We start from the raw sequence: 13942 nt of genomic DNA on the forward strand, positions 1-13942 counted from the left end.
CTAAAGTGTGAAGAGGAGCGAACATAAAGTAGCGAAGCTTCCGAACCCATGCCGTCGAGAAAAGCCGCTATAGCTTTGTATGAGCCCGTACCGTAAACCGACACAGGTGGATGAGGAGAGAATCCTAAGGCCGACGGGAGAAGCATTGTTAAGGAACTCGGCAAAATGGCCCCGTAACTTCGGGAGAAGGGGCGCCTGGGCAACCAGGCCGCAGAGAAATGGCCCAAGCAACTGTTTAGCAAAAACATAGGTCTATGCAAAACCGAAAGGTGAAGTATATGGGCTGACGCCTGCCCGGTGCTGGAAGGTTAAGGGGAGAGGTTAGCCGCAAGGCGAAGCTTTGAACTTAAGCCCCAGTAAACGGCGGCCGTAACTATAACGGTCCTAAGGTAGCGAAATTCCTTGTCGGGTAAGTTCCGACCCGCACGAAAGGCGTAATGATTTGGGCACTGTCTCGACAATGCACCCGGTGAAATTGAAATACCAGTGAAGATGCTGGTTACCCGCGCCAGGACGGAAAGACCCCATGGAGCTTTACTCTAGCTTGATACTGGGACTCGGTAATGCATGCACAGGATAGGTGGGAGGCTATGAAGCGACAACTCCGGTTGTCGTGGAGCCGCTGTTGGGATACCACCCTTGTGTTACTGGGTTTCTAACACGCGGCCGTGATCCGGCCGGTGGACAATGTCAGGTGGGGAGTTTGACTGGGGCGGTCGCCTCCGAAAGGGTATCGGAGGCGCTCAAAGGTTCCCTCAGAATGGTTGGAAACCATTCGCAGAGTGTAAAGGCATAAGGGAGCTTGACTGTGACACCGACGGGTGGAGCAGGTACGAAAGTAGGACTTAGTGATCCGGTGGTATAAAGTGGGATTGCCATCGCTCAACGGATAAAAGCTACCCTGGGGATAACAGGCTTATCACTCCCAAGAGTTCACATCGACGGAGTGGTTTGGCACCTCGATGTCGGCTCATCGCATCCTGGGGCTGTAGCAGGTCCCAAGGGTTGGGCTGTTCGCCCATTAAAGCGGTACGCGAGCTGGGTTCAGAACGTCGTGAGACAGTTCGGTCCCTATCCGGCGTGGGCGCAGGATATTTGAGAGGATCTGACCTTAGTACGAGAGGACCGGGTTGGACAAACCGCTGGTGTATCGGTTGTACTACCAAGTGCATGGCCGAGTAGCCAAGTTTGGCAGGGATAAACGCTGAAGGCATCTAAGCGTGAAGCCTCCCTCAAGATAAGATATCCCATTGCAATAAGCAAGTAAGACCCCTTGAAGACCACAAGGTAGATAGGACAGAGGTGGAAGTGTGGTAACACATGTAGCTGACTGTTACTAATAGGTCGAGGGCTTGACCTAAATAGGTTTTTACAGATATGGATGAAATCATTTTCATGTGTAGTATTTAGTCAATAAAATGAATAGTAGCCTATTCATTTGAATATAATAAGAGGACAGAAAATCTATAATAGACTTTTCTGTTTTTTCTATTATAATATAATCCTCGATAGCTCAATGGTAGAGCACACGGCTGTTAACCGTGGGGTTGTAGGTTCGAGCCCTACTCGGGGAGTTGCTTAATTAATTTATAAGTGACAAAAATATATGGCGACATAGCCAAGTGGTAAGGCACGGGTCTGCAACACCCTGATCCCCAGTTCAAATCTGGGTGTCGCCTATCTAATATAAGCCTCAAAGTCTTGTATTTATGACTTTGAGGCTTTTTTGTATAGTTAGGCGGTGTAGATGTAGCGTGTAGTATGGGTAATATTTTAGGTATTGATGCAGTATGGTAAAAAGAAGTCAAAATATCAAGATTATTGTTTTACCCTTATGATATAATATTAATATACGGTACCGTGTAATATATGGGAGGGTGGCTATGAACAAAATTGAGATATTATCATGTGCATTAGATTATATAGAGAACAATCTTCATGAGAATATTACAGCTGAAGATGTTGCACATGCATGTTATTGTTCAAAATCCTACCTTCAGAAGATTTTCAAGTACTTAAATGGACATAGTGTTAAAGAATATATTATAAAACGAAGAATTACAAAAGCAGCCAGAGATTTAGTTACTAATCCAAGGGTAAGTATACTTGATATAGCCTATAAATACTGTTACAGTTCACCTGAAGCCTTTACTAGAGCATTTGATCAGGTGTGGCGATGTACCCCATCAGTTTTTCGTAAAAAGGCCAAATTTACAGAATTATATCCAAGGCAGTTACTGCCTATAAAGAATGGAGATGATTATATGAGTAGTAGAAAACATGTTGATATAACAGAATTATACGATTTATTTGTTGATAGAAAAGATTGTTATTTTGTGTGTTGTGACATAAAGTCTCTAAATGAAATTAATGAAATATCATTTAAAGCAGGAGATTTGGCAATACTAGAAGTTCTAAAACGTATAGAAAAGGTGGCAGGAAAGGAGGATGTTATTTTTCGTATTGGGGGAGATGAATTTGTACTTCTAACTAACAGTAAAGATAAAGATTATGCAACAAATATAGGAGACATGATTTTAAAAATGAATGGTCAAACCTTTACATATGCCGATAAAGTAATACCACTAAGTGTTTATGTTGCTGTTACCAGATTTAGTGGTAGTGGATTAAAATATAATGAACTATTCACTTCTCTACATAATACAATTAAGGAGTCTAAATAATTATAGGATAAATAGCCCCATGTAAGTCATGGGGCTTTTACATTATATAAAAGTCCGGTTTTAAAATGTCATTTATCTAAGTATATGCAGACCAAATATAATATAAAGGTAAGATTTTTAGTACTTGACGTATAATTAAACCATTGCTATAATAAAATAGCATTAAATCAAATAATATAAAAATGGCGACATAGCCAAGCGGTAAGGCACGGGTCTGCAACACCCTGATCCCCAGTTCGAATCTGGGTGTCGCCTTAATTTAAAAATCTCTAAACCAATAGAATTTATGGTTTAGAGATTTTTTATATTTAGTAAGGCCAATGTTTCCTTATTCAATAGCAGTAATTTCAAGAAAAACATTGATTGAATTATAACATAAGACTAATCCAGTATAGAAAAAAGGTCTAGGTATAAAACCAGTAGTGTAAGCTATTAAAATTATTAGACCAAAAATACTAAAAATACCGCATATAACATTCTGATTTTGATTCTGTTAAATAATATTATCTTTAATTTTCTTGGCATTGAAAATAATTCCTTTATCCACAAATAGACATAATTAGAGAGATATTTTATCATATCAACATAATATTACAACATATGCAATTGAATGTAAATCTAAAGGTAAATTAAGTTTTTATGACTATAAATAAATTGATCGATAGTACATTTTTCCACATATTCGATATTGACATTCATTCTCAATTATGATAAATTAGAGCAAGACTTAACGGAAATATGCATATTATCGGAGGTCATAATGAATTTTAAGTTAAGGAAGATATTACATAATAAGCTATTTTGGCTTATATTTTTGATACTATCATCTATATATTCACTGACTATAGGTGTAAAGGATTTTAATCTATTGGGCCTTTTTACACAAAACAGCACGGACATTAATCTTGCGCTTATCAGTAGGCTTCCAAGATTAATTAGTATTCTGGTTACCGGAGCTAGTTTAAGTATATCAGGATTAATTATGCAGACCATTACTGATAACAAATTTGTTTCACCATCAACGGCCGGAACTATGGAGTGGAGCAGATTTGGAGTAATGATTGCCATACTGTTTTTTGGTGGGGAAGCAACAATTTATAAGATGATAGTAGCCTTTATTTGCTCTTTACTTGGCACCCTGGTCTTTATGCAGCTTCTGCAGACTATGAAGTTTAAAAATGCTATGATAGTACCCTTAGTAGGTATGATGTTAGGAAATGTAATAAGTTCCATAACAAGCTTTTTTGCTTATAGGCTTGATATGATACAGAATATGTCATCTTGGCTTCAAGGCAATTTTTCTCTTGTAATCAAAGGTAGATATGAGTTGTTATACCTAGGAATCCCCTTCTTGATAATAGCTTATATCTATGCCAATAAGCTTACAATAGCCGGTATGGGAGAAAGCTTTTCAAAAAGCTTAGGTATTAATTATAAGGCTGTGGTGCTATTAGGAATGGTTATTGTTGCTGTTATTACATCTACTGTGGTTGTTACAGTAGGAAGCATTTCTTTTATAGGTATTATAATTCCTAATATTGTGTCGATATTTGTGGGAGATAATTTAAGGAATGCATTGCCCATAACAGCCCTCTTTGGTGCTTTGTTTTTATTGATATGTGACATGATTGGAAGGGTTATTATATTTCCCTATGAGATTTCCATCAGCCTTATTGTCAGTGTTGTGGGTAGCATTATGTTTTTAATATTACTATTTAGGAGGAAGAAGAATTGGAGTACATCTTAAAGGATAAAAAAAGTAAGAAAGTCATAGTACTTCTACTTCTTCTTGACTTGGTATTAATAGCTGGATTTTTATTACCGGGTCTTACTGCTAAGAATTTTAGCTTTTTTATGCCCAGGAGAATGACAAAGATTTTGGCAGTTATTATTGTAAGCTATGCCATAGGCTATTCATCATTAACATTTCAGACCATTACCAATAATCATATTTTAACACCTAGTGTTATGGGTCTTGATTCTTTATATTTGTTTATTCAGACTTTTATAGTATTTTTTGCAGGGTCGAAAGCATTATCACAGATGATTGGATATCCCCATTTTTTGATATCAGTGGGATTTATGATATCTGCGGCATGTCTATTATTTTTACTGCTGTTTCGCGGTGAAAGTAAGAATGTTTACTTCCTGGTACTTACAGGTATGATAATGGGTGGATTGTTTAACGGTATGGCTACTTTTATGCAGGTACTGTTAGACCCAAATGAATTTTCAGTTTTACAAGGAAGGATGTTTGCAAGTTTCAATAATATTAATTCCAAGTTAATAGGGATAAGTATATTTATTATTCTTGTAGTTTTTATAATTTCAATAAAGGATCTACCCTATTTGGATGTAGTATCCTTAGGAGCTGAAAATGCAATTAACCTGGGAGTTGACTATAAGAAACTTGTATTAAAGACTTTAATTATATCAGCAGTACTAATATCTGTATCTACCGCACTGGTTGGCCCCATAACATTTTTAGGCATACTGATTGTTAATCTTGCCAGACATGTCTTAGCTAGCTATTCACATCGAAGCTTAACAATCGGGACCACACTTCTTGGTATTTTCTTTTTAACGGCGGGGCTATTGGTTACTGAGAGGATATTCCGGTTCGAAACTACTATGAGTGTTATCATTAATTTTATTGGAGGTATTTATTTCTTATACCTTATGTTAAAGGAGAGAAAACAATGATTGCTGTAAGAAATATAACAAAAAGATATGGTGACAAAAAAGTTGTAGACAATGTAGATTTGGATATACCTAAAGGAAAAATTATAGCTTTTATAGGAAGTAACGGTGCCGGTAAAAGTACATTAATATCCATGATAAGCAGAACCTTAAAAAAAGATGGTGGGGAAGTATTTATTGACAATAAAGAGCTTAGGCAATGGAAGAGCATAGATTTATCTAAACGCCTATCCATTTTAAAACAAAGCAACTTCTTAAATATTCGTTTGACTGTCCGAGAATTAGTGTCCTTTGGACGATTTCCTTACTCCAAAGGAAGGCTTAGTAAAGAAGATTTAAAACATGTAAATGACGCCTTAGAATATATGGGGCTTATGGATTTGCAAGACCGATATTTAGATGAACTTAGTGGAGGTCAAAGACAAATGGCCTATATAGCCATGGTAATTGCCCAGGATACAGAATATATATTTCTAGATGAGCCTTTAAACAACCTGGATATGAAGCACTCTGTTAAGATAATGAAGGTCTTAAAAAGGCTGGTAAATGAACGGGGTAAAACCATCATGGTTGTTATTCATGATATCAATTTTGTATCCTGTTATGCAGATTATGTAGTTGCTATGAAGGATGGAAAGATAATAAAACAAGGCAATACATGTCAGATAATAGAAAGCGGAGTTTTATACGATATATATGGAATGGATATTTCTGTTCAAAATTATTGCGGAAAAAACATATGCCTATATTATAGTTAAAAATTAAATCTATAATTTAAATAAAGGAGTAATGAAGATGAAAAAGTTTTTATATATTATTTTATCAGTAGGCTTGATTATGGGACTACTGGGAGCTTGCAGTAAGAAAGAAGTGGCAAGTAACATTGATTCTTCTAATACATCACAAGAAGCATCCAAGGATACTAATGATTCTGCAGCTTATGCTTCAGTTACTATTGAACATATTAAGGGTACAGTAACAGTCGCTGCCGATGTTAAAAAAGCGGTGGTATTAGATTATGGTATTCTTGATATTATCGATGCCCTGGGAATTGATGTGGAAATCGCCACAGCAGTAAGTAGTCTACCTGCTTATTTAAGCAAGTTTGAAAATGCTAGCAGCGTTGGTTCCCTTAAAGAGCCTGATTTAGAAGCTATATTTGAGTTTGAGCCGGATGTTATATTTATTAGTGGAAGGCAGCAGGATTATTATGATCAGCTATTAGAAATTGCTCCTACTATTTATGTTGAGACCAATGGTGATACTTATTTAGATGATGTTAAAACCAATATAGGTTATGTGGCTCAGATTTTTAGTAAAGAAAATGAAGCAGAAGAAGCTATTAATAAGCTAAATAGTCTGGTGGAAGAGGTACAGGCTATTACTGCAGAAAGTAATGAAAAAGTTTTGATTTTACTTACTAATGATGGTTCTGTAAGTGTATATGGATCCGGTTCTAGATTTGGTATGATTCATGATATCTTAGGTGCAAAAGCAGCAGATGAAAACATAGAATCATCAACCCATGGGCAGTCTGTTAACTTTGAATATATAGCAGACAAGAATCCGGATATTATCTTAGTTATTGACCGTACCTTGGTGGTAGGGGGAACCAATACTGCCAACGCAGTATTGGATAATGACTTAGTTAATGGAACAAATGCTGCTATTAATAATAGGATAGTATCTCTTAATCCGGATATTTGGTATTTGTCCGGAGGTGGAATTACATCTACAAGTCAGATGATTATAGATGTTAGAGAGGCATATAAGAACTAGAAGTAAGTATAGTATATTTTATAAAATTATTATATAAGTATTTAAGTTAATTAAGTATATAAAAAAGATTTCCTAAGAAGCATATGTAAGAAGCATATGATATAGGGAATCTTTTTTTATTATTCTAAATGGCTGAGCTTATCTAACCTATTTACATATAATTGGGTTTTCTAAAATCCAAAGAGCTACTATAATATTTCCCAGTAATAGTATTATGAGTATGGGAGTTAATCCATAAGCAAAAGGTAAGAAATCAAAAAAGTCCTGTAAAGTTTATTTATAAACTTTCAGGACTTTAATAGTATATTCATATTGTTTAAATTTTTATTTAATCATCCATAGATTCATAAATTGCATCTGCCAGATTATCAAGTTCTCCTTCTCTATCTTCCCTTAGGGAGGATTTAATATCAATTGGTGTACCCACAATCTCCATATTTTTCATATTACTTATCATCTCTGTCATATTCTTCAGTGCAGCAGATGCCCAGGTATGGTTTCCGATTAAGGAGACTTTACGATTACTTATATTTAGTACTGCAAGTTCCCTTATAAGTGAATCCATAGGGAAGTATAAGTTCATATTGTAGGTTGGGGCTGCAAAGACCACATGACTGTATTTAAAAATATCCGATATAATATAGGAAGGATGAGTTTTTGAAACATCGTATACTCTGATATCCTTAATTCCCCTTTGGGCTAGTTTGACAGCAAGGGCATTAACGGCATTTTCCGTATTACCATACATTGATCCATAGGCCAGTACAACACCTTTCTTTTCGGGAAGGTACTTGCTCCATTTGTCGTACTTGTCCATGATGTAAGGAATCATATCCCCGCGCCATAGATGACCATGTAAACCGCAAATCATATTAATTTCTAAGCCGGATAACTTCTTAAATAAGGCCTGTACCTGGTTCCCATAACGGCCTACTATGTTGGTATAATAGCGTCTGGCTTCATCAAGAAAGTAGCTGTCGTATTCCAGCTCATCTGCAAAGATATTACCGGAGATTGCCCCAAAAGCGCCGAAGGCATCGGCTGAAAATAGTATACCCTTGGATGTTTCATAAGTAACCATTACCTCAGGCCAATGAACCATAGGAGCCATATAAAAACGTAGTGTATGACTGCCAAGACAAATTTCCTGACCTTCCTTAACCTCTATATAGTTATCGGACATGTCCATGGTGTAATACTGTCTGAAAAATTGGAATGTCTTTGGATTACCTATTACTTTTACACTGGGATAGCGTCTTAGGATTTCTTCTATATTGGCACAATGATCCGGTTCCATATGGTTTATTACCAGGTAATCTAACTGCCTGCCATTAAGGGCATGGGTAATATTTTCAAGATATTCTGCACTGATGGCAGCGTCCACTGTATCAAGCAGGGCTGTTTTTTCATCATTAATTAAATAAGAGTTATAAGCAACTCCATTTGGCAGGGGAAACATATTTTCAAAAAGCTCAATACGTCTGTCATTTCCTCCTACCCAATAAATTTTCGGTGATATTTCATATATGGTATTTATAATAAAACCTCCTATCTGTGTTATATAACTTTAGTATTATAACATATAAAGTATTTTGCAATATTAATCAAGATGATTTCTTAAATAATTTTAATTTTTAAATAAGCTTTTCTTTTCTATATTGTGCAGGGGTCATCTTGTGCTTGTCAACAAATATCCTATAAAAGTATCCTTTGTTTTGATAGCCCACCCTGACAGCTATTTCGTCTATGGTAAGCTTAGTATTAAGAAGTAGCTTTTCTGCTTCTTTAATTCGGATATTCTGAATATATTCTGTATAAGTCATTCCGGTCTTTGCTTTTAATAGCCTATTAAAATAATCTTCATGGAAATGAAAATTTTTGGACAGTTGCTTTAAGGAGATGTCTCTGTAGTTTTCCTTAATATATGATGTTATCTCCTGAAATAAGAGCCAGTTCATCTTTTTCTGCATTTTGCTTGATAAGGATATATCATAGTCTGAGCTAAGTAGCCTAAATATCCTCATAAGCAAGCCATGGCATATATAATTTGAAGCTTTATCATAAATGATTAGTTCATTTAAAAGCTTGGTTAGATATTCTTCCATTTGTTTGTTGTTTTTGTCCTTTGGTTTAAAGTGCAGATACTGCCAAAGATCTTTCTGCTTCATTAGGGCTGTTTGAAGAAAGGATATTATCCGTTCATCTGCCACTTGGCTAGATATTATACTGTCAAACATCTCGTTGGCAATTCCTAAAAATAGTATACAGGCAGGTTCAGGATCAAGGTAATCTTGATGAAGGCAATTTTTATCAATGAGCCATAGTTCTCCCTGCTTAAAGATTATATCATTGCCAAGTATCTGCTGGCGAAAGGTACCGGAGACTACATAAGCTAGTTCAAGATATTCATGGGTATGCATCTGGGTTCTGCAGCCTTCCTTAAAAGTACAGCCGTAGGAAAAGGAAACAAGTGAGGGTTTGATGGTACCATATAGCCTATTGTTAGGAAAGATTGTCCAGCAAAGGGCAAAAATCCTTTCTTCCTGAGAAAGGGGGTAGGTTTTTATATCCTTTACATGAAGAGAATATTCCGGACACATTATACGGGAGCCAATATGGCTTCCTTCCTCTAGTATATTTGGATCATTACATGATATATCTTGACATAATTTTTGCAAACTCATATTATCTTCTCCTACTACTTTATGTAATAAGTATAAATAATATTTAATATAGAAGCAAGAGAAATGAGGTCGGATTAGGTAACTTTTTATTCGTAAGTGCGGTGTTAAGAAATTGTCAGACAAAGGGGATTTGTTTATGATAATTTTAGGTAATTTAGTTGAGGAAAAGTTATATAAAGGAGGATAAGAAAAATGATTAAAAAAGATTATGTTTTTTGGTTTGCAACAGGCTCACAGGATTTATATGGTGATGAATGTCTTGCAAATGTGGCAGAGCACTCAAAAATAATGGTTGAAAAAATGAACGAATCCGGATTACTTCCTTTTAAGCTTCAGTGGAAACCTACTTTGCTTGATAGTGTATCTATTCGTAAACTGTTTAATGAGGCAAATGAAGATCAAGAATGTGCAGGTGTAATTACATGGATGCATACTTTTTCTCCGGCAAAATCATGGATTTTGGGCCTTCAAGAGTATAGAAAGCCACTTCTTCATTTACATACACAATTTAATCAAGAAATACCTTATGACACTATAGATATGGATTTTATGAATGAAAATCAGTCTGCCCATGGAGACAGAGAGTTTGGTCATATTGTTTCTAGGATGGGAATAGAGCGAAAGGTAGTAGTTGGACACTGGAGTAATGAAAATGTACTAAAACGTATTGCAAGCTGGATGAGAACCGCCATAGGTGTTATAGAAAGCAGCCATATCCGTGTACTTCGTATAGCCGATAATATGAGAAATGTGGCTGTTACTGAAGGGGATAAGGTTGAGGCCCAAATAAAATTTGGCTGGGAAGTTGATACTTATCCGATAAATGAAATAGCCGAATATGTAAGTGCTGTACCTTCCCCAGAGGTAGATGTATTGGTAGAGGAATATTACAGCAAGTATGATATTTTACTTGAAGGTAGGGACGAAAAGGAGTTTCGCAGACATGTGGCAGTTCAGGCAGCTATTGAACTTGGATTTGAGAAGTTCTTAAAAGAAAAGAACTATCATGCTATTGTAACTCATTTTGGTGATTTGGGAAGTCTGCAGCAGCTTCCGGGACTGGCTATACAGCGGCTTATGGAAAAGGGCTATGGATTTGGCGGAGAAGGTGATTGGAAGACAGCAGCCATGGTTAGATTAATGAAGGTTATGACTGCCGACATAAAAGATGCCAAGGGAACTTCATTTATGGAAGACTATACCTATAACCTGGTACCCGGTAAGGAAGGAATCCTTCAGGCACATATGCTGGAAGTATGTCCTTCTGTATCAGATGGCCCTATAGGAATTAAGGTTTGTCCTTTATCCATGGGTGACAGAGAAGATCCTGCAAGATTAGTATTTACCTCTAAGACCGGTCCTGCCATAGCTACATCATTAGTAGATTTGGGCAATAGATTCCGCTTAATTATAAATGAGGTTGAATGTAAAAAGACCGAAAAACCTATGCCGAAACTTCCTGTGGCTACGGCTTTTTGGACTCCTATGCCAAATCTTGAAGTTGGTGCGGAAGCCTGGATTTTATCAGGTGGTGCCCATCATACGGCATTTACCTATGATCTTAGTGCAGAACAAATGGGAGATTGGGCAGCAGCCATGGGCATTGAGGCTGTATATATTGATAAGGATACGAATATTAGGACCCTTAAAAACGAATTGCTGTGGAATTCCATTGCATTTCGCTAATTATTTTCTTTAATGAAAATTGAAGTTGGAGGGGTTTTAATGAATAAAAATTTAAGAATAGAAGCAATTAACAGTGGCAGAACCACTTTAGGTATTGAACTTGGTTCAACCAGGATAAAGGCTGTATTAATGGATGAAAATTATATGCCACTTGCAATAGGTAAGCATGACTGGGAGAACCGCTACATTGATAATATATGGACCTATACACTGGAAGATATATGGGAAGGGGTACAAGGAAGCTACCGGGACCTGGCTGATGAAGTAGAGAAGCAGTATGGAGTAACTATTAGCAACATAGGTGCCATTGGTATTAGTGCAATGATGCATGGTTATATGGCTTTTAATAAGGCAGGAGAGCTTCTGGTTCCTTTCCGTACATGGAGAAATACTATTACAGGACCTGCTTCAGATAAATTAACAGAATTATTTAACTTTAATATACCCCAAAGATGGAGCATTGCTCATCTATATCAAGCTATATTAAATAAAGAAGAGCATGTGGCAGAAATAGACTATCTTATAACCCTAGAAGGATATGTCCATTGGAAACTTACCGGTGAAAAAGTTCTTGGTATAGGGGATGCAGCAGGTATGTTCCCTGTGGATGTTAAGACCAAGGACTTTAATGAAACCATGATAAATCAATTTGACCGGTTAATTGCAGATAAAGGTTTTCCGTGGAAGCTTCGTGATATTCTTCCTAAGGTTTTGGTGGCAGGTGAATATGCCGGAAAACTTACGGAAGAAGGAGCTAAGCTTCTTGATCCTAGGGGTAATCTAAAGCCGGGAATTCCCCTTTGTCCTCCGGAAGGAGATGCCGGAACCGGAATGGTTGCTACTAACAGTGTAGCCAAAAGAAGCAGTAATGTTTCTGCCGGAACCAGTGTTTTTGCCATGGTTGTATTGGAAGAGGATTTAAAGAAAGTCCATAAGGAGATAGACATAGTTATGACTCCGGCAGGGGATCCTGTTGCCATGGTACATAGCAATAACTGTACTTCAGATTTAAATGCCTGGGTATCTTTATTTGGCGAGTTTGCAAAGGCTATGAATATTGAAGTAGATACAACAAAACTATATTCCGTACTTTATAACAAGGCCTTAAGCGGTGATGCAGATTGCGGCGGATTACTGTCCTACGGATATTATTCCGGTGAACACATTACCCACTTTGAGGAGGGAAGGCCCTTATTTGTAAGAAAGCCTGATGCTAAATTTAACTTGGCAAACTTTATGAGGGTCCATCTGTATACTGCACTTGGAGCATTAAAGACCGGTTTAGATATATTATTTAAGGAAGAAAAGGTGGTAGTAGATAAGGTTCTGGGACATGGAGGATTTTTTAAGACCGAGGGTGTCGGACAAAGGATTCTTGCCGCCGCCATGAACACTCCGGTAACTGTTATGGAAACCGCCGGAGAAGGTGGAGCCTGGGGTATTGCTATTTTAGCTGATTATATGCTTCATAAAAAAGAAGAGGATACTTTGGATAGCTATCTTGAAAGCCGGGTATTTGCAGATATGAAAGGACTATCTATAGAACCGGACAAAAAGGATGTGGAGGGATTTGAGCAGTTTATGAGCTTATATACTGCCGGTCTTGCCATAGAAAGGTCAGCTGTTGAGACCCTTATCTAGACAAAGTTAAGAAAGAAGTAATGTAAGTATCAGAAATGAGGTATACTATGTTAGAACAATTAAAAAAAGAGGTTTATGAAGCCAATATGGAGCTTCCCAAACGAGGATTGGTAACATATACTTGGGGAAACGTCAGTGGTATTGATAGGGAGCAAGGATTATTTGTTATAAAGCCAAGCGGAGTTTCCTATGATGATTTAAAACCTGAGGATATGGTGGTTGTAGATCTAAAGGGCAATAAAGTAGAGGGAAACTTCAACCCCTCCTCTGATACGGCAACCCATTTGGAACTATATTTGGCATTCCCGGAAATAGGTGGTGTGGTCCATACCCATTCACCGGTAGCAACTGCCTGGGCACAGGCAGGACGTTCCATACCTTGCTACGGAACTACCCATGCCGATTATTTTAAAGGAGACATACCGTGTACTAGAAGCCTTACAGAGGAAGAAGTTAATAATGGATACGAAAAGAACACGGGATTAGTTATTGTGGAGACATTTTCCGGCTTAAATCCCTTATATGTTCCGGGAGTTCTGTGTAAAAACCATGGTCCATTTACCTGGGGTAAGAATGCTGCTGAAGCGGTTTATAATGCCGTTGTTTTGGAAGAGGTGGCAAAGATGAATTTAATGACAGAACAGCTTAACAATAAGATGTCCCCTGCCCCTAAGTATATTCAAGATAAGCATTTTCTAAGAAAACATGGACCTAACGCTTACTATGGACAAAGTTAGAGATAATATCCATAATTTTTATATTTGGTAT

General features: G+C 37.1%; 10 protein-coding genes, 3 tRNA genes and 1 rRNA gene (1 of these 14 cut by a window edge). 12 read left to right on the forward strand and 2 right to left on the reverse strand.

All coding sequences use genetic code 11. The annotated features are described in order from the left end of the window. The 9 genes from SD1D_RS00555 to SD1D_RS00595 form a co-directional block, all read left to right on the forward strand. Window positions 1-1360, forward strand: a 23S ribosomal RNA gene (locus tag SD1D_RS00555) (it extends 1540 nt beyond the left edge of the window). A 142-nt stretch (window positions 1361-1502) separates the two neighbouring features. After that, window positions 1503-1574 (forward strand) — tRNA-Asn (locus SD1D_RS00560). A 34-nt stretch (window positions 1575-1608) separates the two neighbouring features. Beyond that, window positions 1609-1679 (forward strand) — tRNA-Cys (locus tag SD1D_RS00565). Window positions 1680-1883: 204 nt separating this feature from the next. Further along, window positions 1884-2684 carry a helix-turn-helix domain-containing protein gene (locus tag SD1D_RS00570; RefSeq protein WP_058257125.1) on the forward strand — a complete coding sequence of 267 codons (801 nt, stop codon included), beginning with the start codon at window positions 1884-1886 and terminating at the stop codon, window positions 2682-2684. A 184-nt stretch (window positions 2685-2868) separates the two neighbouring features. Beyond that, a tRNA-Cys gene (locus SD1D_RS00575) sits at window positions 2869-2939 on the forward strand. Window positions 2940-3444: 505 nt separating this feature from the next. Continuing rightward, the gene (locus SD1D_RS00580; protein ID WP_058257126.1) at window positions 3445-4431 is read left to right on the forward strand and encodes an ABC transporter permease; all 987 of its coding nucleotides are present in this window, start codon (window positions 3445-3447) and stop codon (window positions 4429-4431) included. Next, window positions 4416-5387, forward strand: a complete 972-nt coding sequence (locus tag SD1D_RS00585) for an iron chelate uptake ABC transporter family permease subunit (RefSeq protein WP_058257127.1) — start codon at window positions 4416-4418, stop codon at window positions 5385-5387. The genes SD1D_RS00580 and SD1D_RS00585 overlap by 16 nt, the downstream gene beginning before the upstream one ends. Then, window positions 5384-6142: an iron ABC transporter ATP-binding protein gene (locus tag SD1D_RS00590; protein ID WP_058257128.1), complete on the forward strand. Its 759-nt coding sequence runs from the start codon at window positions 5384-5386 to the stop codon at window positions 6140-6142. The genes SD1D_RS00585 and SD1D_RS00590 overlap by 4 nt, the downstream gene beginning before the upstream one ends. A gap of 37 nt (window positions 6143-6179) precedes the next feature. Beyond that, entirely contained in the window at window positions 6180-7163 is a 984-nt protein-coding gene (locus SD1D_RS00595; protein WP_058257129.1) for a siderophore ABC transporter substrate-binding protein, read from the forward strand. Window positions 7164-7491: 328 nt separating this feature from the next. Here the strand turns inward: SD1D_RS00595 and SD1D_RS00600 are convergent, their stop codons facing one another. Then, window positions 7492-8700 carry an FprA family A-type flavoprotein gene (locus tag SD1D_RS00600; RefSeq protein ID WP_058257130.1) on the reverse strand — a complete coding sequence of 403 codons (1209 nt, stop codon included), beginning with the start codon at window positions 8698-8700 and terminating at the stop codon, window positions 7492-7494. A gap of 97 nt (window positions 8701-8797) precedes the next feature. Continuing rightward, window positions 8798-9847, reverse strand: coding sequence for an AraC family transcriptional regulator (locus SD1D_RS00605; protein WP_058257131.1), 1050 nt, complete (start codon window positions 9845-9847; stop codon window positions 8798-8800). Between the two features lie 192 nt (window positions 9848-10039). Between SD1D_RS00605 and araA the strand changes: the two genes are divergently transcribed. From araA to SD1D_RS00620, 3 genes are read left to right on the forward strand one after another with little or no spacing between them, the layout of a single operon-like run. Next, on the forward strand, window positions 10040-11533 hold the full coding sequence (gene araA, locus SD1D_RS00610; protein WP_058257132.1) for an L-arabinose isomerase: 1494 nt from the start codon (window positions 10040-10042) through the stop codon (window positions 11531-11533). A gap of 39 nt (window positions 11534-11572) precedes the next feature. After that, window positions 11573-13174: a xylulokinase gene (locus tag SD1D_RS00615; RefSeq protein WP_242955227.1), complete on the forward strand. Its 1602-nt coding sequence runs from the start codon at window positions 11573-11575 to the stop codon at window positions 13172-13174. A 47-nt stretch (window positions 13175-13221) separates the two neighbouring features. Continuing rightward, on the forward strand, window positions 13222-13911 hold the full coding sequence (locus tag SD1D_RS00620) for an L-ribulose-5-phosphate 4-epimerase (RefSeq protein WP_058257134.1): 690 nt from the start codon (window positions 13222-13224) through the stop codon (window positions 13909-13911). Window positions 13912-13942: the final 31 nt, after the last annotated feature.

The organism is Herbinix luporum, from assembly GCF_900070325.1.
GTDB lineage: Bacteria > Bacillota > Clostridia > Lachnospirales > Lachnospiraceae > Mobilitalea > Mobilitalea luporum.

What these genes read in the sequence shown, in the direction of transcription:
- SD1D_RS00615 (WP_242955227.1), top strand. Translation starts at nt 11,573, where the DNA reads ATGAATAAAAATTTAAGAATAGAAGCAATTAACAGTGGCAGAACCACT.
- SD1D_RS00595 (WP_058257129.1), top strand. Translation starts at nt 6,180, where the DNA reads ATGAAAAAGTTTTTATATATTATTTTATCAGTAGGCTTGATTATGGGA.
- SD1D_RS00590 (WP_058257128.1), top strand. Translation starts at nt 5,384, where the DNA reads ATGATTGCTGTAAGAAATATAACAAAAAGATATGGTGACAAAAAAGTT.
- SD1D_RS00620 (WP_058257134.1), top strand. Translation starts at nt 13,222, where the DNA reads ATGTTAGAACAATTAAAAAAAGAGGTTTATGAAGCCAATATGGAGCTT.
- SD1D_RS00605 (WP_058257131.1), bottom strand. Translation starts at nt 9,847, where the DNA reads ATGAGTTTGCAAAAATTATGTCAAGATATATCATGTAATGATCCAAAT.
- SD1D_RS00570 (WP_058257125.1), top strand. Translation starts at nt 1,884, where the DNA reads ATGAACAAAATTGAGATATTATCATGTGCATTAGATTATATAGAGAAC.
- SD1D_RS00580 (WP_058257126.1), top strand. Translation starts at nt 3,445, where the DNA reads ATGAATTTTAAGTTAAGGAAGATATTACATAATAAGCTATTTTGGCTT.
- araA (WP_058257132.1), top strand. Translation starts at nt 10,040, where the DNA reads ATGATTAAAAAAGATTATGTTTTTTGGTTTGCAACAGGCTCACAGGAT.